Genomic DNA, 23344 nt, shown 5'->3' on the forward strand with positions numbered 1-23344 from the left:
GTAGCCGGGCCGTATTGCGAACGTTTTGTTCGCGGAATCGGCAAGCAGAAAGAGACCCACGTCACGTGGACGTGGGTCTCTTTCTCCGTCAGTGGCACCGACCCGCCATGCTCGCCTCGCGGCAAGTGGTCGCTCGTAGCGACGAAGGTTGGGCCCGGGGGCTTGGATCGAGCCGGTGCCACGTCCAGGCTAACAAACAGATCCCGTAAGGCCATTCCGTCTCGGTAGTTCATTTCGCGGATACGTGGGTAACCCCGCTCAGTCCCGGAGCAGATCCGGGGTTCCGGCCGCGTCGGGCTCGTCCCGTTCGGCCGAGACGACCGTGAGCTGCTGGGTGGCACGGGTCAGTGCGACGTACAGCACGCGCAGACCGGCCGGGGACTCGTCGGCGATCTCCGCCGGGGAGACCACGACCGTCGCGTCGTACTCCAGGCCCTTGGCCTCCAGGCTGCCGAGCGCCACCACCCGGTCGCCGAGTCCGGCCAGCCAGCGGCGGGCCTCCTCGCGGCGGTTCATCGCCACGACCACGCCGACCGTGCCGTCGACCCCCTCCAGCAGCCGCGCGGCCTCGGCGCGGACCGTGTCGCCGAGGGCGGGGCCGGCGAGGGCGAAGCGCGGCTCGACGCCGGTGGAGCGGACCGCCCTCGGGGAGACGGAACCGGGCAGGGCGAGGGCGAGGACCTTCGCGGCCAGCTCGGCGATCTCGGCCGGGTTGCGGTAGTTGACGGTGAGCTCGAAGCGGCGGCGCGGGCGGCTGCCGAGCGCCTCGTCGCGGGCCTCGGCGGCCTCGTCGGGGTCGGACCAGGAGGACTGGGCCGGATCGCCGACGACCGTCCAGGTGGCGTGCCGGCCGCGGCGGCCCACCATGCGCCACTGCATCGGCGTGAGGTCCTGGGCCTCGTCGACGATGACGTGCGCGTACTCGGTGCGCTCCTGCGCGAGGCGCTCGGCGCGTTCGCGCTGCGACTCCTCGCGCACCGGCATCAGCTCCTCCAGGCCGGTGAGCTGGTCCAGCGGGTCCAGTTCGCGTCGCCTGCGGGGGCGGGCGGGAGCACCGAGGATCGCCTGGAGCTCGTCGAGCAGGGCGATGTCGTGCACGGACCGGCCCTCGCGTCTGAGGGAGCGGGCGACCTTGCGGACCTCGCCGGGGTTGAGGATCCGCCGGGCCCAGCGGCCGAGGCGCCGCTCGTCGGCCATGGCGTCCAGGACGGCCGCCGGGGTCAGCTCCGGCCACCAGGCGTCGAGGAAGGCGAGGAAGGCGTCCTCGGAGGTGATGTCCTCGTCGAAGGAGGAGCGCAGCTCGGCGGCGAGCTCGGGGTCGGTGTGCCGGCCGGCCGCGCCGGAGCGCTCCCACAGCGCGTCGAGCAGCAGTTTGCGGGCGCGGGGACGCAGCAGGTTCACGGGGGCGGTGCCGCCCAGGGCGGTCCGGCGGATGGCCGCGAGCTCCCCGGCCTCCAGCTCCAGGCGGCGGCCGAAGGCGACCACGCGCAGCCGGTCCGGGCAGTCGCCGAGCTCCAGGGCGCCGCGGGCGGCCTTGCGCAGGACCTTGAGCATGCGGGCGGAGCCCTTGGCGCGGGCCACGGACGGGGAGTCGTAGAGCGTGGCCTCGGCGCCCTCGACCAGGGAGCCGATGGCCCGGATGGCGACCTGGCCCTCCTCGCCGAGGGAGGGCAGCACGCCCTCGGTGTAGGCGACGAGCAGCGGGGTGGGCGAGACGATGAGGATGCCGCCCGCGTAGCGGCGCCGGTCCTGGTAGAGGAGGTAGGCCGCGCGGTGCAGCGCGACGGCGGTCTTGCCGGTGCCGGGGCCGCCCTCGACGTAGGTCACGGAGGCGGCGGGGGCGCGGATGACCAGGTCCTGCTCGGCCTGGATGGAGGCGACGATGTCGCGCATGGTGTGGCTGCGGGCCTGGCCGAGCGCCGCCATCAGGGCGCCGTCGCCGATGACGGACAGCTCCTCGCCGTCCAGGTGGGCCGTCAGTTCGGGGCGCATCAGGTCGTCCTCGACGCCGAGGACCCTGCGGCCCTTGGAGCGGATGACCCGGCGGCGTACGACCCGGCCCGGGTCCACGGGCGTCGAGCGGTAGAAGGGGGCGGCGGCCGGGGCGCGCCAGTCGATGACCAGCGGGGCGTAGTCGGCGTCGAGGACGCCGATGCGGCCGATGTGCAGGGTCTCGGCGATGTCGGCGGTGCCGTCCTCGCGGACCGCTCCGTCGGCGGGCTCGACGGCGGTGTAGGCGCCGTCGGGGCCCTTCTTGCCGTCCTTGCCGCGCAGCAGGTCGATGCGGCCGAAGAGGAAGTCCTCGAACTCGTTGTTGAGCCGGTTGAGGTGGATGCCGGCGCGGAAGACCTGCGCGTCCCGCTCGGCCAGGGCGCCGGGTGTGCCGACCTGGCCGCGCCGGGCGGCGTCGTGCATGAGGAACTCCGCCTCGTGGATCTTCTCCTCGAGGCGCCGGTACACCCGGTCCAGGTGTTGCTGTTCGACGTCGATCTCCCTGTCTCTGAGGGAGTCGAGCGTGGATTCCTGCTGAGCCTGAGCGGCCACCGGGTCCCCTTCTGACGTGCTGGGCAGCCGTCCACCGTACGCCAGGGGGACCCGGCAATGCTACGCGTCCACCTCGACGAGCCGCTTGCCGTCGAAGGTCACGACCTCGAAGTGGTCGATGTCGTTCGGCTGGAAGGCGGCACCGCCCTGGACGTACAGGGGCTGCTTGGCCTTCTCGGTCGAGGCGTCGGGCAGGCCGTAGCCCCACTCCGGCACGGACCAGGAGGCCAGCGTCTCCCGCTCGCCGTTCTTGCCGACGGCGACCAGGGCGCACTTGAGCGGGCCCTTGACGTTCTTCAGCTCCGTGACCGTCCCGGTGCCCCAGTCCTTCTTCTGGAGGGCGACCGTCGCGGTGACCTTGGTGGTCGGGTCGGTGGCCGTGATCTTGTCGGAGATGCCGTCGAAGGCCGCCTTGGCGGGGCTCGCGGCGAGCGGGCGGTTCTCCGCGCCGCCCCCGCCGTCACCGCCGCTGGTCGCGACCGCGACGAAGGGTCCGCCGACGATCAGCGCACCGGCCGCGGCCACCATGTAGAAGCTGCGCCGGCGCTTCTGGGCGCGGCGGTCGGCGACCTCGTCGACCAGCTTCTCCACCAGGCGCGGTGCGGGCTTCGCGGACAGCGAGTCGCCGATCGCGGGGGTGCTCCCGGAGCCGGGCAGGTCGGCGAGGGCGGCGAGCATCGGCTCCATGCCGGCCAGCTCGTCGAGCTGCTGGGCGCACCACTCGCAGGTGGCGAGGTGGGCCTCGAAAGCGGTTGCTTCGGCGTCGTCGAGGATGCCGAGGGCGTACGCGCCCACGGTCTCGTGCTCGTTCGGCACCGGAGATTCCTGCATGGGGCCAGACATACCCATGCCTCCCGCACCGAACCCTTGGTTACCCCCGTAAACACTCATCACGCCGTCACCCCCCGCTCCTCCAGTGCCAGCTTCATCGAACGCAGGGCGTAGAACACCCTGGAGCGGACCGTGCCGCTGGGTATGCCCAGCGTCTCGGCCGCCTCGTTGACGGTACGCCCCTTGAAGTACGTCTCGACGAGCACCTCCCGGTGGGCGGGGGTCAGGTCGTCGAGTGCGTCCGACAGAGTCATCAGCCACAGCGCCTTGTCGATCTCGTCCTCCGCGGGGATGACCTCCAGCGGCGACGGGTCGACCTCCTGCGGCCGGGCCTGCCGGCTGCGGTGGCCGTCGATGACGATGCGCCGGGCGACCGTCACCAGCCAGGGGCGTACCGAACCGGTCGCCCGATTGAGCTGACCGGCGTTCTTCCAGGCACGGATGAGCGTCTCCTGCACCACGTCCTCGGCGCGCTGCCGGTCTCCGGCGACCAGGCGCAGGACGTAGGCCAGCAGGGGTCCGGCGTGTTCGCGGTAGAGCGCACGCATCAGCTCCTCGTCGGGTTCCGAGGGCTGGGACATGCGATGTCGGGCCCTCGGTGCTCGTTCATTGGCCACGACGGAATCCTTGCGCACGCCCACCTCCGATGTCCGGGGCTTCCCCCAGTCGGTCGCTCGACAAGCCGTACGCAGAAGAGGCGTTGGGTGTTCAAAGAGAGGTGACAGTTTTCTTCCGGGTGACGTGACGGAGGGGGACATGGGTGCACATTCCCACCCCTCGTTCTTTACATTTCCACCACACAGGCAAGATCGGGCCCGCTTATCCCTACGGAAGCGTAGGTAAACGGTATGTGTCCCGAATCACTTCGACTCCGCACACGCAGAAGTGGCATTTGGGGCAGGGGAATTGAGTGCACGGACCACTCAATTCCGTTTCACGGACGGGCCAGTGCCGCGCGCCGGCGGTGCCGGGCGACGCGCTCGCGGTTGCCGCAGATCTCGCTGGAGCACCACCGCCTGCGCCGCCCCCGTGACGTGTCGAGGTACACGATGGGGCAGTTGTCCCCTTCGCACTGCCGCAGCGCCGCACGGGCGGCCGGATCGGTCAGCAGGTCCACGGCGTCCCGGGCCACCACCGCGAGCAGGGCGGCGCAGCCGGGCGGTGCCTCCAGCCGCCGTACGAGCCCGTCCTCCGGGTCGCGCACCGCACGCGGGGCCGGGGGTGCGGTCCGGGCCAGGTCGTTGACGCGGGCGAGCGCGAAGTCGTAGGTGCTGACGCCCGAGCCGGGGCGGCCGCGGACCAGCCGGTCGATCTGGTCGCGCAGTTCACGGAAGGCCGGGGGCCAGCCGGCGTCGGCGTGGTCCAGCGGGGTGCCGGCCGGGACGAGACCGGAGCCGGTGACCCAGGCGCGCAGGACGTCCACGGAGTGCAGCCGTTCCTCCGGGTGTGTGGTGGCGAGCAGATCGAGGCAGATCCGCCCGGCGTCGAAGCGCAGCTCGTAGGGGGCCGCGGCCGTACCCAGTGCCATGTGCCTGTCACCGCCTAGGGTCGGTGAGACGCCAGTGAGAGGGCCGGGGAACCGGTCCCTCTTACAGTGCCTGCCCCGGAGCGCGCCGGAAAGACCTAAGGCTCGGGCGGCGTCCGGGCCGTGGCCCCGACGTCCCGCGCGCACGGGGAGCCCGGTCCCTCACTCGTCCGCGTACTTCGTCCCCGCCGCCGGGTCCAGGGCCAGGCGGTAGCCGCGCTTGACCACCGTCTGGATCAGCTTCGGCGTGCCGAGGGCGGCGCGCAGACGGGCCATGGCCGTCTCCACCGCGTGTTCGTCGCGGCCGGAGCCGGGCAGTGCGCGCAGCAGGTCGGAGCGGGCCACGACCCAGCCGGGGCGGCGGGCCAGGGCGCGCAGCAGGGACATGCCGGCGGGCGGTACGGGCCGGAGGTCGCCGTCGACCACGACGGCGTGCCCGCGGATCTCGACCCGGTGCCCGGCGACGGGCAGCGAGCGCGCCCGCCCGGGGAGTTCCTGACACAGCAGCTGCACCAGCGGGCCGAGCCGGAACCGCTCGGGCTGGACCGTGTCGATGCCGCGGGCCTGCAGCGGCAGGGCCGTGACCGGTCCGACGCAGGCGGGCAGGACGTCGTGGCCCAGGGCCGCGAGGACCTCGGTGAGCAGTCCGCGTTCCTCCGCCCGCGACAGGAGGGAGGCCGCGGCCGGGGCGCTGGTGAACGTCACGGCGTCCAGGGCCCGGGAGACGGCAGCGTCCAGGAGGCGGTCCACCGGCGCGATGTCCTCCGGCGGCATCCAGCGGTAGACCGGCACGCCGACGACCTCGGCCCCGCCCTCCCGCAGCGCCTCCACGAACCCGGGCAGCGGTTCGCCGTGCAGCTGGACGGCGATGCGCAGGCCGTCGACGCCCTCCTCCAGCAGCCGGTCCAGCACCTCGGCCATGGACTCCGACGCCGGTGACCACTCCTCGGTCAGCCCGGCCGCCCGCACCGCGCCCTTGACCTTCGGCCCGCGCGCCAGGATCCGCACGCCGCCCAGCCGGGCGAGCAGGGCCTCGCCCAGGCCCCAGCCGTCCGCCGCCTCCACCCAGCCGCGGAAGCCGATCGCGGTCGTGGCGACCGCGATGTCGGGCGCCTGCCGGACGATGTCCTTGGTGGCGTCCAGCAGTTCGCCGTCGTCGGCGAGGGGCACGATCCGCAGGGCCGGGGCGTGCAGGACGGCGGCACCGCGACGCCGCAGCAGCACCCCGAGCTCGTCGGCCCGGCGCGCGGCCGTCACGCCGACGGTGAATCCCGCCAGGGGCCCGTGGTCCGGTCGCTGTTCTTCCTCGTACATGGCTCTCGTCCCGCACTCGAGTCGTCGACTTGCGTCGGTACGGCGTACCCGCATGCCGGTCGAGCCTGTCAACGGCTCGTGACAGGCCCGGTTCGGCGTGATGTCGTCAGTGTTACCGATCCCCTCGTCCGCCGGGTCGTTGCCTCACACGTCCGCGTAGCTGAGCTGTGGCTTCGCCTCCGGGGCCGCCGCGGTGACGGGTACCCGGGGAGCCGGGCGGCGAAGGTATACGGCCCAGGTGATGAGGAAGCAGACGGCGTAGAAGGCCAGGAAGGCGACGAAGGCGCCGGTGCCGGAGCCGTAGGAGAGGAAGGACTGGCGGAAGGCGAGGTTGATGCCGACGCCGCCGAGTGCGCCCACCGCGCCGATCAGCCCCATCGACGCCCCGGACAGCCGCCGCCCGTACGCCGCCGCCTCCTCGCCGGTCAGCCCCTGGGCCAGCGCCTTGTTCTGGAAGATGCCCGGGATCATCTTGAACGTCGAGCCGTTGCCGAGCCCACTGAGCACGAACAGCACCACGAACGCCCCGGTGAACAGTGCGAGCGACTTCGCCATGGAGGCCCCGACGAGGACCGCGGTGGCGGCGGCCATGGCGACGTAGTTGCAGAGGCTGATCCGGGCCCCGCCGAACCGGTCCGCGAGCCGCCCGCCCACGGGCCGGATCAGGGAACCGAGCAGCGGTCCGAGGAAGGTGACGTAGGCGGCCTGCAGCGGAGTGCGGCCGAACTGGTTCGTCAGGACCTGCCCGAAGGCGAAGCTGTAGCCGATGAAGGAGCCGAACGTGCCGATGTACAGGACGGACATGATCCAGGTGTGGCCGTCCCGGGCGGCGTCCCTGGCGGCACCGGTGTCGTTCCTGACGTGCTCCAGGTTGTCCATGAACAGCGCGGCCAGGACGGCGGCCAGGACGATCAGCGGGATGTAGATGCCGAGCAGCACCCGCGGGCCGCCGCCGGCGCCGATGATGCCCAGCGCGGCCAGTTGCGCCACCGGCACGCCGATGTTGCCGCCGCCCGCGTTCAGCCCGAGCGCCCAGCCCTTCTTCCGCAGCGGGAAGAAGGCGTTGATGTTGGTCATGGAGGACGCGAAGTTGCCGCCGCCGACACCCGCGAGCAGGCCGACGAGCAGGAACGTGGAGAAGGACGTACCCGGTTCCATCACCGCGAACGCGGCGACGGTGGGGATCAGCAGCAGGGCCGCGGAGACGATCGTCCAGTTCCGTCCGCCGAAGAGGGCGACGGCGAAGGTGTAGGGAACGCGGACGACGGCGCCGACGAGGGTGACCATCGAGGTCAGCAGGAACTTGTCCGCGGGGGTCAGTCCGTACTCGGGGCCCATGAACAGCACCAGCACGGACCACAGGGTCCAGACCGAGAAGCCGATGTGCTCGGAGAGCACCGACAGGAGGAGGTTGCGGCGGGCGACCTTCTCCCCCGTCTCCTTCCAGAACGTCTCGTTCTCCGGATCCCAGTGCCGGATCCAGCGGCCGCCCCTGCTCGGGGGTGCGGGTGCCGTGCCAGGGCCTGTCATGACGCCTCCACTGTGCTCCGGGGCTCGCTCGTGCTCGAGTGACTGGTCCCGAAGGTAGGGAGGACGCGTTTCCTGTCTGTGGCACCCGGTGACCGGCAGGGAACGTTGCTCTCACCCCGCGCGGCGGCGGGATGAGAGGTCCCGCAGGCCCCGGCCCGGGGCCTGCTCAGCCGGCCGCCGCCGACCGCCTGCGGCTCAGCCGCCCGCGGCCCCGGCTGCCGTGCCGCGGCTCACCGGTGGGCCACAGCCGGGGCCGCTGCCTCGCGGCCAGGTCCTCGACCCAGCCGAAGGCCAGGACGCAGCAGCCGATCAGCACCCACACCAGCACCAGTACCGGCCAGACGCTCTCCAGCAGCCCCGGCACGTTCTGCTCCAGCACCGGGAAACCCCACAGCCGGTCCCAGAGCGTCGCGGCGACGAGGATGCAGGTGTTGTGCCAGAGGTAGATCGTGACGGCCCGGGAGTTGAGGACGGCGATCGTGCCGGCGAAGGCGCGCAGCCGGCGCGGCCACTGCGACCAGGACGGGCTGACGTGCAGCAGCACCAGCACCGTGCCGAACGACCACAGGGCCTGGGCCAGGGGCATGCTGTCCAGGTCGTTGCCGGTGCCGAAGTCGTGGCGCAGGGCGTACCAGAGGCCGGTCAGGGCCACGACGGGCGCCACGGACGGGACGACATAGCGCGGCAGCCGTTTCAGCAGGCCCTCCTGGTGGGCCATGCCGAGGATCCAGCAGGCGCCGAAAGTGGAGAAGTCGGTGAGGGCCGAGGGGATCCGCTCCCCGGGCAGCGCGAGCCAGCTCAGCTCGAAGGCCACCGCCAGGGCGACCGGCATGAGGACCGTGACGACGGGGAGGGCGCGCAGGGCCTTCAGCAGCAGCGGGGACAGCAGGACGTACCAGAGGTAGGCGCGGATGTACCACAGCGGGCCGGCCAGCTCCGCCGCCCAGTTCTCGCCGATGAGGCCGTGCACGCCGGGCAGGCCCTCGCCGAAGGGCGGGTCGCTGAGCGGGACGATCCAGAAGGTGAGGTGCAGCCACCACCAGCCGGGGTGCCCCTCGTCGCCGGGCCCCCAGCCCTGCAGCACCATGCCCGTGACGCCGACGACGCCCAGCAGCCACAGCGGGGGCAGCAGCCGGCGCATCCGGCCCCGGATCACCCGCGCGGCCGGGCGCTTGAGCGAGCGGGCCATGAGGCTGCCGGCCAGCGCGAACATCACGCCCATGGACGGGAACACCAGCGGCAGCCAGGCCCAGCCGGTCAGGTGGTACAGCACGACCCGGAACAGCGCCAGGGCGCGCAACAGGTCGAAGTAGCGGTCGCGCACGGGCGGGCGGGCGGGCGGTGGCGCGGTGGGCGCGACCCCGGGTGCGGGGGTGGTGTGCGTGGTCATGCGACCGGCCTCCTGTCCGGCGTCGGCTGCGGCGTGCCGGTGCCGGGCCCGGGCAGGCCGACGGCTCCGGTGCGGCGCAGCTTCTGCCAGCGCAGCCGGCCGCCGGTCAGGGCGGTGATCCAGGACTGGAGCAGGACGACGTACATGAGCTGGCGGTAGAGGAGTTGCTGGAGCGGCAGGGAGATGAGGTGGATCATGCGTTCCTTGTCCAGGTGGAACGCGTAGGCCGCGCACACCCCTTGCACGGCGAGGACGCCGAGCCAGGCGCCGATGGTCTTCTCGGTCGGGCCGAACACCAGCCCGTACAGCAGGAATACGTCGATCAGCGGGGCCAGCAGGGGCGCCACGACCATGAACAGCGACACCAGCGGCAGGCCGACCCGGCCGAAGCGGCCCGAGTGGCCCCGGTCGAACAGGGCCCCGCGGTGCTTCCAGATCGCCTGCATCGTGCCGTACGACCAGCGGTAGCGCTGCGACCACAGCTGCTGGACCGACTCGGGCGCCTCGGTCCAGGCGACGGCCTTCTCCGCGTAGACGACGTGCCATCCGTCGCGGTGCAGCGCCATGGTGATGTCGGTGTCCTCGGCGAGCGTGTCGTCGCTCATGCCGCCGACGCGTTGCAGTGCGCTGCGGCGGAACGCGCCGACCGCGCCGGGGATGGTGGGCATGCAGCGCAGCACGTCGTACATGCGCCGGTCGAGGTTGAAGCCCATGACGTACTCGATGTGCTGCCAGGCGCCGATGAGCGAGTCCCGGTTGCCGACCTTGGCGTTGCCGGCGACGGCGCCGACGCGCGGGTCGCCGAAGGGCTGCACGAGTTCGCGGACGGTGGCCGGCTCGAAGACGGTGTCGCCGTCCATCATCACGATCAGGTCGTGCGTGGCGTTGGCGATGCCCCGGTTCAGGGCGGCGGGCTTGCCCGCGTTGAGCTGCCGGACCACGCGTACGCCCGGCAGGTTCAGGTCCTCGACGATGCGGGCGGTGCCGTCGCTGGAGCCGTCGTCGACGACCAGGACCTCGATGGGGTGGTCACTGGCCACCAGGGAGCGGACGGTCTGCTCGATGCACTTGGCCTCGTTGTAGGCGGGCACGAGCACGGAGACCGGTTCGGTGACGGTCCCGCCCCAGCGGAAGCCGCGCCGACGGACGCGGCGGGCGTGCGCGACGGACAGGACCAGCATCAGCCCGAGGCGGGCGAAGACCAGGACGCCGACCACGGCCAGTCCGGCGACGAGGACGTCGGTCGTGTGCTCGGAGGCCTGCACCAGGAACACCCACGCCTCGCCCTTGAGCGCGTCCAGCCCGGTGACGGGGGTGTGCGCGCTGGGGGCGTCCAGGGCGGCGGTGAGGGTGTGGAAGCGGTAACCCCGGTCCTGCAGGCCGGAGATGTACCGGCCGAGCGCGGCCACGGTCTGGGAGCGGTCACCGCCGGAGTCGTGCATCAGCACGATGGCGCCCTCGCCGTCCTCCGGCGTGGCGTTGCTGATGATCTTCTCGACCCCGGGCCGGCGCCAGTCCTCGCTGTCGCTGTTGTTGAGGACGGTGAGGTAGCCCTTGCTGCCGATGTACTCGGTGACCGGCCAGGAGTTGTTGTCCATGTTCTGCGCGAACGAGGAGTAGGGCGGCCGGAACAGCGAGGTGCGGATGCCGGCGGCTCCGGCGAGCGCGAGCTGGTTCTGCGACAGCTCCCAGTCGACGCGGCTCTTGTCCTGCAGCGCCAGGTCGGGGTGGTTGAAGGTGTGCAGCCCGATCTCGTGGCCCTCGTCGACCATGCGCTGGACCAGGTCCGGGTGGCGGGAGGCCATGGTGCCGGTGATGAAGAAGACGGCGTGGGCGTCGTGCTTCTTCAGCACGTCCAGGACCTTGGGCGTCCAGACGGGGTCGGGGCCGTCGTCGAAGGTCAGCACCAGCTCGTGGTCGGGCAGGTCGAGGCTCTTGGGCTCGTCCCCGCGGGTGTCGATCACGGGCCCGCCCTCGCGGATGTCCCGCGGCACGCGGTCAGCGGCGGCGGGCGGCCCGACCCGGTGGTCGGCGAGGACCTCGCTGTGCACGTAGCCGCGCAGCATGAGCATCGCCATCAGTGCGACGAGGAGGAGCAGGGGCAGCAGCAGGCGCATGGGCAGACGGCGACGCCCCGGGCCCCCGCGGGTACGGGGAGCGGGCGCGGACCGACGGGTACGGGAAGCCATGGGTGGTGGTACTCCGGGTGGTGCGGAATGGAGTGGTACGGGGCGGGTCGCGGCGGCGGAGCCGGGTGGCCGCGGGACGTGGGTGAACGGGTGGTGTGTCGGTGCCGCCCCGGCGAGACGGCTGAGCGAACGGCTCCGAGCCGCCCGGGTGAGCGAACGGGCTCCGTTCCGCCCTGCTGGACGGACGACCGGCCGCCGACCACCGGACAGGACGAACAGTCGGCCTCCGGCCGCCCCTGCTGGGCGGACGACCGGCCGTCCACCGCCGGGCGGGGCGACAGTCGGTCTTCGACCGCCCCGCTGGACGGACGATCGGCCGTCCACCGCCGCGCGAGACGACGATCGGCCGTCCGCCGCCGGACCGGGCGAACAGTCGGTCTTCGACCGCCCAGGTGGGCGGCGCACGGCCGCGACCGCCGGGAGGGCGGACGAGTCGGCCCGAGGCGGCGGCCGGGACCGCGAGCGCTGGGGTGTCGCGCGGTGCGGCCGTCCGGCCTGGGCAGGTGGTGCGCCCCACGCCGCCTCGTGATCCGGCCTGGCGTCTCGCGCTGATCGAGCGTTACGTCGAGCCGGTCCTCGCTGTAGAGCGAAGCGCTGTGCAGGTCCCTGCTGTTCGAGCGGAACGCTGATCGAGCAAGGGCATCGCCCCCGGCCGGGTGGCCCACGGGCGTCGGAGGTGTCCGGGACCGCGGTGCGCACGGCACGGGCCGGCCGGCGCCCGGCAGGGTCAGGCGGCGGCGGGTGTCTCGGTCACGGGCTCGGCCGTGACCGGACCGTCCGCCACCGTGCCCGTGTCCCCGCCGCCCTCGCCGCCGCCGGTCGTCGCGGTCGGGGACGGCGTCGGCTCACCCGTCGGAGTCGGCTCGGCGGCCGGCGTGCTCGGCGGGTCCGCCGGCTTGCTCGGCGTCGGGCCGGTCCTGCCGGGCGCGGGCTCGGGCGTGGCCCGGGTCGGGGGCGGCGAGGGCTTGGCCGGGGCACCGGAACGACCGGGCCGGGCCGTGGCCCTGGGCGCGGTGGCGCCGGGGCCGGGCACGGGTGCCGTGGCCACGCCGGTCACCGGGACACCGCCGGGAAGGGTGGCGCCGGGTTCCTTCGTCGGTGCGGCCTCCGCGGGCGGGGGCGGGCTGTCGACCTTCTCGGCGGGCTGCCCCTCGTTCCGGTCGGGCACGGGAAGCCAGGGCGCGTCGGAGTTCCCGGACAGCAGCGTGGCGACGATGACCACGGCGTAGACACCGCAGGCCAGGGCGACGACCACGCCGATCCGGCGCAGGCGGCGGCTGCGCCGGCCGGACTCGTCGACGAAGACGGGCCGGTCGCCCGCCCCGGCGGCACCCGCACCCGGGCCGTCCCCGGCCTCCCGGACACGCCCGTCGCCCACGCGCGTCCCGTCCAGCTGGACGGTGACCTCGTGCGGATCGTGGGCATGTCCGGCCGAGCCGGAGGTCTCTTCGGCGGGCCCGTCGTCGTCGGGTTCCCGCCAGGGGTCGCGGACGCCCGTGCGGGATCCGCGCCCCGGGCCGAGCGCGTCCGCCCCGCCCTCGCTCTGCCGCGGGATGCCCGGCAGGATCTCCGCGCCACCGGGCAGCACACCGCCCCTCGCACGGACGTCGTCGTCGGCGAGGGCCTGTGCCGCTCTCCGCTCCCGGACTCTTCCGTCGGCCGCGATCTCGCTCGTCGCCGACGCGGCCTCGGGCCACTCCGGTCGGGCGTCTTCTCGCCATTTCGTCACGCGCACGCACTTCCCCCCACGGGATGGTTCAGGTGCGCTTCCGACCTGAGCACCCGCCGTCGGACCGGGCCCCCACCCGTCCGAGCGCCCCCTCTTACCACAGCGTGCTCAGGCGTCGAATGTAGCGCACCCGGCGACTGTCCGTGTGGCTGTCGTGACGATCAGTGTCAGTCGTGAGACAGCATGAGGACATCGTCACCGGCCGGAACCCATCCGTCGGCGGGCCGCCGCAGCCAGCCCTCCTCCGCGGCGAGGCGGGCCGCCGCCCGGCGCAGCGCGTCCAGCGCGGGGTGGATCAGCCCTCTGCGCCAGACCAGGGACAACGGGGACAGCGGCACGGGATCGACCAGGGGCCGGGACACCGTGGACGGCAGGGCCGGGAAGTCGACGACGGCCAGGACGGGGGTGCGCGTCCTGGCCATGATCCGCTGGAACTCCTCCTCGCCGACGGCGAGCGGCGCGGGCGGCGCCAGGTCGATCCCGTACCTCTCGAACAGCAGCCGTGCGAGGCCGGTCCACTCCGGGGTGCGGTCGTTGCCCGCACCGGCGTAGACGGTCTCACCGGCCAGTTCGGCGACGGGCACCTGCTCCAGGGCGGCCAGCCGGTGGTCCTCGGGCAGCACGATCGCCATCGGCTCGTAGCGCACGGGCTGGTGGGCGAGACCGGTCCGCAGCGCGGGGTCCAGCCCGGCGAAGCGGCCGAACGACGCGTCCAGCCGCCCCGCGAGCAGTTCACCGGCGGCTCCGGTCAGGCCGCTCTCGTAGCGGGCCATCAGCTCCTGCCCCGGGGCGAGTTCACGCGCCAGGTGCAGCACCCGGCGGGGGGTGGTCGGCCCCGGGGAGTTGAGGTCGACCAGCAGGGGCCGGGCCTGGCCGAAGGCGGCGAGCAGCTCGTCCTGCGCCTGGAGCACCCGCCGGGCGTGGGGCAGCAGCCGCTCGCCGTCGGGCGTGAGCGCCACCTGCCGGGTGGTCCGTACGAACAGCTCGGCCCCCAGCTCCCGCTCCAGTCGCCGTACGTCGCGGCTCAGGGCCTGCTGGGCCACGTGCAGCCGGACGGCGGCACGGGTGAAGTGCAGTTCCTCGGCGACGGTGGCGAAGGCGCGCAGGAGACGGGGGTCGAGGTGGGCCGGCATGCCGCGAACCTACAGCGGCCCGGGCCGGCCGGTTCAGCCGGCCTTGCGGGGGGTCCCGGCCTGGTTCGGGGCCGCCTTGGCACCGGCGGCCGCGGAGGCGCCTCCCCGGTGCCTGGGCGCCGACCGCAGGGGCGGGCGGGTCAGGGTGATCTGGCGGACGACCTGCTGGAAGCAGGCCAGGGCGGCGATGCCGGGCAGGGCGGCAGCGGCGGTGCCGAGGACGGTCCTGGGGGCCTGGACGACGCAGAGCAGTACGGCGACGCACGAGAAGACCAGCACCACGCACCAGGAGTGCGCGGCACGGCGCTGGTGCAGCGCGGCCCGCAGGACGGACAGGGAGGCCACCAGCCAGGGCCCGTACACCAGCAGGGGCCACCAGTGGCGCAGGCCCCTCGTCTCGGGTGAGACGGCGACCAGGCGCAGCGGGTCGTACGCGACCATGCCGCTGAGCAGGCCCACGGCCGCGGCGATGACGGCCGCGAGCGCGGCGACGACCAGGCTGGTGGTGCGGAACAGGCCCCGGGTCCTGCGCACGCGGACCTTGCGGTGGCGCCGGGGCACCTCCCGCACGGGCGGCAGTTCCTCGGTGATGTCCTGGAGCCGCTGCATGTGGGTGTCGGGTGCCGGGCCGGCGGCCGGACGCGGTGGTTCGTCCCGCGGGGCGGGGATTCTCGTCTGCTGGCCGAGGGCCTCCTCGAGGATGAACGCCAGTTCCTCGGCCGGATCCCAGGTCGGGTCCGGGGGCGTCAGGGGTGTGATGAAATCCCGGGCCGGTGCGCGATGCCGGCCGGTGCCTTCGATTCCATGCTCGTACATGACGCGGCCCCGCTAATTCGCGAGCATCAGGGTGGGCCATTCCGTGGCGCTGATCCAGCGGCGGGCGAGATCCTTCTCCAGGGTGCTCATGGTGCGGATGAAATCGCGCAGCACCGGTTCGGTCACCTGCAGCGTGACCGGGCAACCGCCTCTGGTGAGCGTGCCGTTGACGGTGGCGGACGAGTGCGCTGGAGCGGGAATGTAGGTGTACGGCCCGAGCGTTACCGCCCAGCCGTCTTTCCTGGTCGCCTCGGTCATGTACCGACTAACCGTCGGCTCACTTCGGCGGATGCGCGGCAAAAGAGTGAAGGATCCGCGTGAATGAGCATCTTATTCCTGCGCTACGAGAAGCATTAGGGCTCTCCATATCGCTGTATGAAGAACAAGGAGCGAATCTTTCCCGCCACGGCCCGTTCGGCCGTTTCACAACACAGGTGCGTGAGTCCGGGCGGAACAGGTGTTGGACGTGTCGATCACCGTCGGGGGACGGTGGCCGCATGCCCCGACTCACCCCGTACCGCCGCCTGTTCGCCCTGCCGGGAACCCGTGCCTTCACCGCCGGGAACCTGCTGGCCCGGCTGCCCATGGGCATGTTCAGCGTCAGCGCGGTCGTGATGATCGCCGGTGCGCGCGACTCGTACGCGCTCGCCGGTGCCGTCACGGCGACGGGTCTGGCGGCGACCGCGCTGGTCGCACCCTGGACCGCGCGACTGGTGGACCGGTACGGACAGGCCCGGGTGGCTCTGCCGGCCACGGTGTTCGCCGCGCTCGGCTCCCTCGCCCTGCTGCTGTGCGTCCGCCGGGGCGCCCCGGACTGGACGCTGTTCGCCTCCTACGCCGCCACCGCCACGACCCCGAACACCGGCGGCATGTCCCGGGCGCGCTGGGCGCATCTGCTGGCCGGCGACGCGAAGGCCCTGCACACCGCCAACTCCTTCGAGCAGGCCGCGGACGAACTGTGCTTCATGCTGGGGCCGGTGCTCGCGGCGTTCCTGTGCGGGACGTTCTTCCCGGAGGCGGGCACGCTGACCGCGGTGGTGCTGCTGCTGACGGGCATGGTGCTGTTCACCTCCCGGCGTGCGACGGAGCCGCCGGTCGCCGGGCGGGTACCGGCGCGGGCGCCCCTGCGCGCCCCCGGCATTCCCCCGCTGCTCGTGGTGTGCCTGGCGATGGGGGCGGTGTTCGGCGCGACGGAGGTCGTCACGCTCGCGTTCGCCGACGCGCAGGGACACAAGGCGGCGGCGGGCGTGGTGCTGGGGCTGCAGGCGGCGGGCTCCTGCGCGGCGGGCCTGCTGTACGGCACGGTCCGGCTCGACGGACCGGCCTCCGCGCGTCTGCCGTGGTGCCTGGCGGCGATGGCGGCCCTGCTGACGCTGCCCCTGCTCGCCGCGTCGGTCACCGGTTGGCTGCCGCTGCTGGCCGTGGCGCTGCTGGTCGCCGGGATGGCGACGGCCCCGGCCATGGTGACCACCATGACGCTGGTCCAGCAGCGCACGCCGGAGGGCCGGATCAACGAGGGCATGACCCTGGCCGTGACCGGTCTGCTGGGCGGCATCGCCTGCGGCAGCGCGCTCGGCGGCTGGACGGTGGAGCACATGACACCGACGGCGGGCTACACGATCCCCCTGATCGCCGCCGTCACGGCCCTGCTCCTCTCCCTGCCCACGGCCGCCTCCCCCCGCCCCGTCCCCGACGTCCTCGCCTGAGCCTCACGCACATGACGAAGGCCCCGCCACTCGGAAGTGGCGGGGCCTTCGCCCACATGGGATGAGTGGAGATGGCGGGAATCGAACCCGCGTCCAACGGTGCAGAACCAGGGCTTCTCCGTGTGCAGTTCGCTGTGATTTTCTCGGCCCCGGCGATCACGCGAACAAGTCGCCGACGGGCCCAGTCACTGTGTGATTTCCCATCGAACCCCGTGACCGGGCTCGATGGTTTAGTTCCCTAGCTTATGCCAGGATCCGGGTCGGGAACGCCCCCGGGCTGACACCCATTTAGGGTCCTTCAGTCACTGCTTATCAGGCAGCGAGGGCGAAGGACTGGGAATCGCGCTTGGTGTTGGCGATTATTTTTTGCGACATATGGTTTACGAGATCATTGCCGCTTCCTCGACACGCTTCCCCTGCTTCGACATCCGCTGTCGAAACCGATCATCCCCATGTTGTGTTGACAATCCCCTCCGGAGAGGGGCCCGCACCCGCCGTGGGGTGCACGCACCATCGTACGTGACCAACGCAGGTCGGTGCCAGCGTATTCCTACGCCCCGCGCTGCCGGCGCCGCACCGCGGAGACCGCCCGCTCGGTCTCCCGCCGGTCCTGCTTCTCCCGGAGCGCCTGGCGCTTGTCGTACTCCTTCTTGCCCTTCGCCAGCGCGATCTCGACCTTGGCCCGGCCGTCCTTGAAGTACAGCGCCAGGGGCACGATGGTGTGGCCCGTGTCCCCCGACTTCGACTCCAGCTTGTCGATCTCGGAGCGGTGCAGCAGCAGCTTGCGCTTGCGCCGTGCGCTGTGGTTGGTCCAGGTGCCCTGGCTGTACTCCGGCACGTGCACGTTGTGCAGCCACGCCTCGCCGTCGGTCAGCTGGACGAAGCCGTCGACCAGCGACGCCCTTCCCTGGCGCAGCGACTTCACCTCGGTACCGGTGAGGACCAGGCCGGCCTCGTACGTGTCGATGACGAGGTAGTCGTGCCGCGCCTTCTTGTTCTGCGCGATCAGCTTGCGCCCTTTTTCCTTAGCCATAGTGCCGACCATTTTCGCACTACGCGGGGGTCCGGGGGAAAGCGGATTACGAAGGGCGCGCCAGACCCCTCAGCACGGCCTCGGCCCGCTGCAGGGCGCCCTCGTCGGCCTCCAGGTCCGGGGTGATGCCCCGGCCGTCCACCGCGCGCCCGGAGGGGGTGCGGTAGTGCCCGACGGTGAGCTCCGCCACGGAGCCGTCGGGCAGCCGGGCCGGCATCTGTACCGAGCCCTTGCCGAAGGTGCGCGAGCCCACCACCAGGGCCCGCCCGCGGTCCTGCAGGGCGCCGGTGAGCAGCTCGGCGGCGCTCATCGTGCCGCCGTCCACGAGCGCGACCAGCGGCCGGGTCGTGTCGCCGCCGGGCTCGGCGTGCAGGGCGCGCTGCTCGCCCTCGACGTCGTAGGTGGTCACGAGGCCGGCGTCGAGGAAGGCGGAGGCGGCCGTGACGGCCTCGGTGACGAGGCCCCCCGAGTTGCCGCGCAGGTCCAGGACGACCCCGGCGCCGCGCGGGGCCCGCCGGACGGCGTCGCGCACCTGGCCGCCGGAGCCCTTGGTGAAGGTGTCCACGTCGATGAGGGTGAGGGCGCCCGGCAGCTCGCGGACGGTGACCGAGTCGGTGGACAGCCGGGCCCGGCGCAGCGTCTCGGTCCAGGCGCGGCCCGCGCGCTCCAGGCCGAGGCGGACGGTGGTGCCGGCGGGGGCGTCGGTGGCGTCCCCGCGGAGTAAGGAGACGACCTCCGTGACGGGACGGCCGTCGGTCTTCTCGCCGTCGACGCTGCGCAGCAGGTCCCCGGGGCGGATCCCGGCGTCGGCGGCGGGCGAGCCGGCGCGCACCTTCGTCACCTCGACCCGGCCGTCGCGCTCGCTGCCGGCCGACAGCCCGACCCCGGTGTACCGGCCGTCGAGGGTGTCCTCGAACTCCTCGTACTCGCCCGGGGAGTAGACGGCGGCCCAGCGGTCACCGCTGCGGCTGACGGCCCGCCTCGCGGCCTCCACGGGGGACTTGCCGTCGGCCATGGCCTCCTCGGCCGCCCTGGCGACCTCGGCGTGACGCGCGAGCGGGGCGGCGGCCGAACGGGCCTCGTCCGGCGCGGACTTCCCCTGTCCCTGGGGCAACGCCCCGGTGGCGGCACCGGCGACGAGCACGCTCGTGAACACCAAGGTCAGGGCGGCCCCGCGGCGGATGCGACGGGGCTGACAGAACGGGTCACGACCTGACATGCCGGTGAGTCTAGGACAAGGGGAAGGGCCGTACGGCCGGTTGACCGTACGGCCCCTCTTGGCGTGCGTCACACCTTCAAGTACTTGCGCAGCGCGAAGAACGCGGCCAACGCGGGCATCAGCAGGCTGGTGGCGAGGATGAGCGGCAGCTTCGTCAGGACGGCGTCCCAGCCGATGAAGTTGATCAGCGTCAGCTGGTCGGCCAGGGCCAGTCCGTGGTCGATGAGGAAGTACCGGGCGATCAGCAGGAATCCGCAGGCGAGGGTGCCGCCGATGAGTCCGGCGACCGCGGCCTCCATGATGAACGGCGCCTGGATGTAGAAGCCGGAGGCGCCGACCAGGCGCATGATGCCGGTCTCCCGCCGGCGGCTGAACGCCGAGACGCGCACGGTGTTGACGATCAGCATCAGCGCGACGACCAGCATCAGCGCCATCACCGCGCGGGCGGCCCAGTTCATGCCGTTCAGCAGCTTGAAGAGGTTGTCCAGCAGGCCCTTCTGGTCCTGCACGGACTGCACGCCGTCCCGGCCGTTGAAGGCGGTGGCGATGACCTGGTACTTCTCGGGATCCTTCAGCTTGATGCGGTAGGACTCCTGCATCTGGTCCGGCGTGAGGGAGGCGGCCAGCGGGGAGTCGCCGAACTGCTCCTTGTAGTGCTTGTATGCCTGGTCCTGCGTCTCGTAGGTGACCGTCTGGACGACGTTCATCCTGTCGAGGTCGGCCTTGATCTGCTTCTTCTGGTCGTCGGTCACCGCGCCCTTGGCGCACTTGGGGTCCGACTCGGCGTCGCTCTTGTTGCAGAGGAAGATCGAGACGTTGACCTTGTCGTACCAGTAGCCCTTCATGGTGTTGACCTGGTCGCTCATCAGGAGCGACCCGCCGAACAGGGCGAGCGACAGGGCGACGGAGACGACGACCGCGAAGGTCATCGTCAGGTTGCGGCGGAGACCGACGCCGATCTCCGACAGGACGAACTGGGCGCGCATGGCGGCTGGTTATGCCTTTCCGTGGATCTCGGGTGCGGTCTCAGTGCTGGTAGCCGTAGACACCGCGGGCCTGGTCACGCACGAGGCGGCCCTTCTCCAGTTCGATGACGCGCTTGCGCATCTGGTCCACGATGTTCTGGTCGTGCGTGGCCATCACCACGGTCGTGCCCGTGCGGTTGATGCGGTCCAGCAGCTTCATGATGCCGACGGAGGTCTGCGGGTCGAGGTTGCCGGTGGGCTCGTCGGCGATGAGCAGCTTCGGCCGGTTGACGAACGCCCGCGCGATCGCGACGCGCTGCTGCTCACCACCGGACAGTTCGCCGGGCATCCGGTCCTCCTTGCCGCCGAGGCCGACGAGGTCGAGCACCTGCGGCACCGACTTGCGGATCTCGCCGCGGGACTTGCCGATGACCTCCTGCGCGAAGGCGACGTTCTCGCCGACCGTCTTGTTCGGCAGCAGGCGGAAGTCCTGGAAGACGGTCCCGAGCTGGCGCCGCATCTGCGGCACCTTCCAGTTGGACAGGCGGGCGAGGTCCTTGCCCAGGACGTGCACCTGTCCGTGGCTGCACCGCTCCTCGCGGAGGATCAGCCGCAGGAAGGTGGACTTTCCGGAGCCGGAGGACCCCACGAGGAAGACGAACTCGCCCTTCTCGACCTCCAGGGAGACATCCCTGAGGGCGGGGCGGGTCTGCTTGGGGTAGACCTTGGAGACATTGTCGAATCGGATCACGGATGCACCACGGGTCGCCGGGGGTAGATGAGCGTGACCTTACGCGAACCGGGCAGGGGGCCGCAGTCACCGGTCGCGGTTGCGCAGCGGATGTGCCGTTTTGTACGTCCGTCGGGGGGCGCGGGGAGCGGCGCGCCCGGCCGTGCCGCCCCCGGGCGGCAGTGCCGTGCGCCCGCGGTCACGTTCGGCGGCGGCCGCGCGGCGCGCCCGGGAACCTGGCACAGTGGAGGGGGGAACATTCCCGTCCCCCCACACGTTGGACACGTGGAACCGGCGCAAGGAGGGCGAGCGCATGACGTACGACCGGCTGGTGTGCGCGAACTGCGCGGCTCCCGTGAGCGAGGGCCGCTGCCCGGTGTGCCGCGCGAACCGCGAGCGCCTGCAGCAGGAGAACTTCCTCGGGAATCTGAGCCCCATGGCGCTGATCGCCCTGCTGACGGTGCTGATCGCGGCCGTGGCACTCCTGGCGCACCAGACCGCGTGACGTCGTAGCGGGCCCGCCCGCGGCGGCAGGACTTCCCGGACACGGCCGAGGGCCCGGAGCGTGACGCTCCGGGCCCTCGGTGTTGCGCTGTGCGGTGCCCTGCGGGCGCCGTCGTCAGGCGGCGGCGCCGCCGCGGCCGCCGGCGAGGCGCGGCAGCAGACGGAAGCCGATACCGCCGGCGATCATCGTGGCGGCGCCGATCACCAGGAAGGTGGTCTGCGCGGCACCGGTCTCGGCGAGCTCCTCGCCGTTGCCCTTGGCCTGCGGCGCCGGCGCGTTGTCCGAGCCGGTGTCGGTGAGCGCGGAGGAGCCCTCCTGCTGCGGGGAGGTGCCGCCGTCGGGGTCGGCGTTGTTGCCGCCGCCGTTGCCGTTGTCGCCGCCGCCGTTACCGCCGCCGTTGCCGTTGCCCGGGTCGCTCGGGGCGTCCGTCGGGTCCTCGGTGGGCTCGGTGGGGTTGCCCGTCGGCTCGGTGGGCAGGTCCGTGGGCTCGGGGTCCACGGTCGGCTCCGGGTCGGTGGGGCCCGGGTCGGTCGGGGCCGGGTCCGTCGGCAGGTCCGTCGGGATGCCGGTCGGGGCCGGGTCGGTCGGAGCGGGCTCGGTCGGGTCGTTGCCGACGTTCACCCCGACACCGACGTTCACGCCCAGGTCGAGGGCGGATGCGGCACCCGCCGCGGTCAGCGAGGCACCGGCCGCGATGACGGCACCGGCCGCTATGCGCGCGACACGGATCCGCGTCTTCTTCGTCATGTGGTTGCTACCCCCAGTAGCTCATCGTCATTAGGCAGCGCTCGGGGCTGTGCTCGACGGGGACGGCCGCGGTGAGAGAGGCCCCCCGGTTCACATGCGCCCCGGAGACACGCATGCCGCACTTCACCCTTCCCACTTTTCAAGAACACGTCAAGGCCGTTTGCTGGCGCCATGTCCGGCTACGGGGGCTATGCCGGGAGTCCGTATGTGTGGATGTGACGCAGAACCCATCGAGGCACGTACGCAAAAGGCAACTGCCGCCACGGGGGCGGCAGTTGCCTTGTCGACAAACTTACTTCTCCTGCTGCTTGCGCCAGCGAATCCCGGCCTCGAGGAACCCGTCGATCTCACCGTTGAACACGGACTCCGGGTTGCCGACCTCGAACTCGGTGCGCAGGTCCTTGACCATCTGGTAGGGGTGCAGCACGTACGAACGCATCTGGTTGCCCCAGGAGTTGCCGCCGTCGCCCTTGAGGGCGTCCATCTTGGCCTGCTCCTCCTGGCGGCGGCGCTCCAGCAGCTTGGCCTGGAGGACGTTCATCGCCGTGGCCTTGTTCTGGATCTGCGAGCGCTCGTTCTGGCAGGAGACCACGATGCCGGTCGGGAGGTGGGTGATGCGCACCGCCGAGTCCGTGGTGTTCACGCCCTGGCCGCCGGGGCCCGAGGAGCGGTAGACGTCGATGCGCAGTTCGGACTCGTCGATGTCGACGTGGTCGGACTGCTCGACGACGGGGAGCACCTCGACGCCGGCGAAGGAGGTCTGGCGCCGGCCCTGGTTGTCGAAGGGCGAGATGCGCACCAGCCGGTGCGTGCCCTGCTCGACGGAGAGGGTGCCGTAGGCGTAGGGCGCCTGCACGGAGAAGGTGGTCGACTTGATGCCGGCCTCCTCCGCGTACGACGTCTCGATGAGCTCCGTCTTGTAGCCCTTCTGCTCCGCCCAGCGCAGGTACATCCGCTGCAGCTTCTCGGCGAAGTCCGCGGCGTCGACACCACCGGCCTCGGCGCGGATGTTGACCAGCGCCTCGCGGGAGTCGTACTCGCCCGACAGGAGGGTGCGGACCTCCATCTCGTCCAGCGCCTTCTTGACGGAGGCGAGCTCGGACTCGGCCTCCGCGCGGGTGTCCGGGTCGTCCTCCTCCTCGGCCATCTCGAAGAGGACACCGAGGTCGTCGATGCGACCGCGCAGGGCCTCGGCCTTGCGCACCTCGGCCTGGAGGTGGGAGAGCTTGCTGGTGATCTTCTGCGCCTCGTCGGGGTTGTCCCACAGGGACGGCGCGGCCGCCTGCTCCTCGAGCACGGCGATGTCTGCCCTCAGCTTCTCGAGGTCCAGGACGGCCTCGATCGACTCCATGGTCGAGGAGAGGGACTTGAGCTCTTCGGATACATCGACGACTGCCACGCCCTCCAGCGTAACGGCTCCGCCCGGCGGCCATCGCCG

Annotated in this window: 20 protein-coding genes and 1 other RNA gene; 2 read left to right on the forward strand and 19 right to left on the reverse strand. The window is 72.1% G+C overall.

The window, feature by feature from the left end; all coding sequences use genetic code 11:
- Positions 1-258 precede the first annotated feature (258 nt).
- The 12 genes from ACZ4M5_RS07805 to ACZ4M5_RS07860 form a co-directional block, all read right to left on the reverse strand.
- The gene (locus ACZ4M5_RS07805) at positions 259-2544 is read right to left on the reverse strand and encodes a HelD family protein (protein ID WP_467734125.1); all 2286 of its coding nucleotides are present in this window, start codon (positions 2542-2544) and stop codon (positions 259-261) included.
- A gap of 60 nt (positions 2545-2604) precedes the next feature.
- Positions 2605-3435, reverse strand: coding sequence for an anti-sigma factor family protein (locus tag ACZ4M5_RS07810; protein WP_467734127.1), 831 nt, complete (start codon positions 3433-3435; stop codon positions 2605-2607).
- Positions 3435-3956 carry a sigma-70 family RNA polymerase sigma factor gene (locus tag ACZ4M5_RS07815; protein WP_010039908.1) on the reverse strand — a complete coding sequence of 174 codons (522 nt, stop codon included), beginning with the start codon at positions 3954-3956 and terminating at the stop codon, positions 3435-3437. The genes ACZ4M5_RS07810 and ACZ4M5_RS07815 overlap by 1 nt, the downstream gene beginning before the upstream one ends.
- A gap of 353 nt (positions 3957-4309) precedes the next feature.
- Entirely contained in the window at positions 4310-4903 is a 594-nt protein-coding gene (locus ACZ4M5_RS07820) for a CGNR zinc finger domain-containing protein (protein ID WP_467734129.1), read from the reverse strand.
- Between the two features lie 159 nt (positions 4904-5062).
- Positions 5063-6214: a uroporphyrinogen-III synthase gene (locus tag ACZ4M5_RS07825; protein WP_467734131.1), complete on the reverse strand. Its 1152-nt coding sequence runs from the start codon at positions 6212-6214 to the stop codon at positions 5063-5065.
- Positions 6215-6358: 144 nt separating this feature from the next.
- A complete protein-coding gene (locus ACZ4M5_RS07830) occupies positions 6359-7744 on the reverse strand; it encodes a nitrate/nitrite transporter (RefSeq protein WP_467734133.1) in 1386 nt (461 codons plus the stop codon).
- Between the two features lie 166 nt (positions 7745-7910).
- A complete protein-coding gene (locus ACZ4M5_RS07835) occupies positions 7911-9134 on the reverse strand; it encodes an acyltransferase family protein (protein ID WP_467734135.1) in 1224 nt (407 codons plus the stop codon).
- Positions 9131-11323, reverse strand: a complete 2193-nt coding sequence (locus ACZ4M5_RS07840; RefSeq protein WP_467734137.1) for a bifunctional polysaccharide deacetylase/glycosyltransferase family 2 protein — start codon at positions 11321-11323, stop codon at positions 9131-9133. Before ACZ4M5_RS07840 ends, ACZ4M5_RS07835 begins: the two co-directional genes overlap by 4 nt.
- Positions 11324-12050: 727 nt before the next feature.
- Positions 12051-13052, reverse strand: coding sequence for a hypothetical protein (locus tag ACZ4M5_RS07845; RefSeq protein ID WP_467734139.1), 1002 nt, complete (start codon positions 13050-13052; stop codon positions 12051-12053).
- Between the two features lie 167 nt (positions 13053-13219).
- Positions 13220-14185, reverse strand: a complete 966-nt coding sequence (locus ACZ4M5_RS07850; RefSeq protein WP_467734141.1) for a LysR family transcriptional regulator — start codon at positions 14183-14185, stop codon at positions 13220-13222.
- A 33-nt stretch (positions 14186-14218) separates the two neighbouring features.
- Complete coding sequence (locus ACZ4M5_RS07855) at positions 14219-15001, reverse strand: hypothetical protein (RefSeq protein ID WP_467734143.1); 783 nt, start codon at positions 14999-15001, stop codon at positions 14219-14221.
- A gap of 12 nt (positions 15002-15013) precedes the next feature.
- On the reverse strand, positions 15014-15259 hold the full coding sequence (locus ACZ4M5_RS07860; protein WP_467734145.1) for a hypothetical protein: 246 nt from the start codon (positions 15257-15259) through the stop codon (positions 15014-15016).
- Positions 15260-15498: 239 nt separating this feature from the next.
- On the opposite strand from ACZ4M5_RS07860, the gene ACZ4M5_RS07865 reads away from it, so the two are divergent.
- Complete coding sequence (locus tag ACZ4M5_RS07865; protein WP_467734147.1) at positions 15499-16707, forward strand: MFS transporter; 1209 nt, start codon at positions 15499-15501, stop codon at positions 16705-16707.
- Between the two features lie 63 nt (positions 16708-16770).
- On the opposite strand, the gene ssrA is transcribed toward ACZ4M5_RS07865, so the two are convergent.
- The 5 genes from ssrA to ftsE form a co-directional block, all read right to left on the reverse strand.
- Positions 16771-17159: a transfer-messenger RNA gene (gene ssrA, locus ACZ4M5_RS07870) on the reverse strand.
- A gap of 98 nt (positions 17160-17257) precedes the next feature.
- A complete protein-coding gene (smpB, locus tag ACZ4M5_RS07875; protein WP_369196411.1) occupies positions 17258-17740 on the reverse strand; it encodes an SsrA-binding protein SmpB in 483 nt (160 codons plus the stop codon).
- Between the two features lie 46 nt (positions 17741-17786).
- On the reverse strand, positions 17787-18959 hold the full coding sequence (locus ACZ4M5_RS07880; RefSeq protein ID WP_467734149.1) for a S41 family peptidase: 1173 nt from the start codon (positions 18957-18959) through the stop codon (positions 17787-17789).
- A 68-nt stretch (positions 18960-19027) separates the two neighbouring features.
- Positions 19028-19945 (reverse strand): permease-like cell division protein FtsX, encoded by a 918-nt coding sequence (gene ftsX / locus ACZ4M5_RS07885; protein WP_369196409.1) that lies wholly within the window; start codon positions 19943-19945, stop codon positions 19028-19030.
- 40 nt (positions 19946-19985) lie between these two features.
- Entirely contained in the window at positions 19986-20675 is a 690-nt protein-coding gene (gene ftsE, locus ACZ4M5_RS07890) for a cell division ATP-binding protein FtsE (protein ID WP_003990615.1), read from the reverse strand.
- A gap of 292 nt (positions 20676-20967) precedes the next feature.
- On the opposite strand from ftsE, the gene ACZ4M5_RS07895 reads away from it, so the two are divergent.
- Complete coding sequence (locus ACZ4M5_RS07895) at positions 20968-21159, forward strand: hypothetical protein (protein WP_467734151.1); 192 nt, start codon at positions 20968-20970, stop codon at positions 21157-21159.
- A gap of 114 nt (positions 21160-21273) precedes the next feature.
- Here ACZ4M5_RS07895 and ACZ4M5_RS07900 read toward each other — a convergent pair whose 3' ends face one another.
- Entirely contained in the window at positions 21274-21906 is a 633-nt protein-coding gene (locus ACZ4M5_RS07900; protein ID WP_467734153.1) for an LPXTG cell wall anchor domain-containing protein, read from the reverse strand.
- Between the two features lie 292 nt (positions 21907-22198).
- Complete coding sequence (prfB, locus tag ACZ4M5_RS07905; protein WP_398109984.1) at positions 22199-23305, reverse strand: peptide chain release factor 2; 1107 nt, start codon at positions 23303-23305, stop codon at positions 22199-22201.
- Between the last annotated feature and the right edge of the window lie 39 nt (positions 23306-23344).

This window comes from Streptomyces sp. NPDC026246 (genome assembly GCF_055567995.1).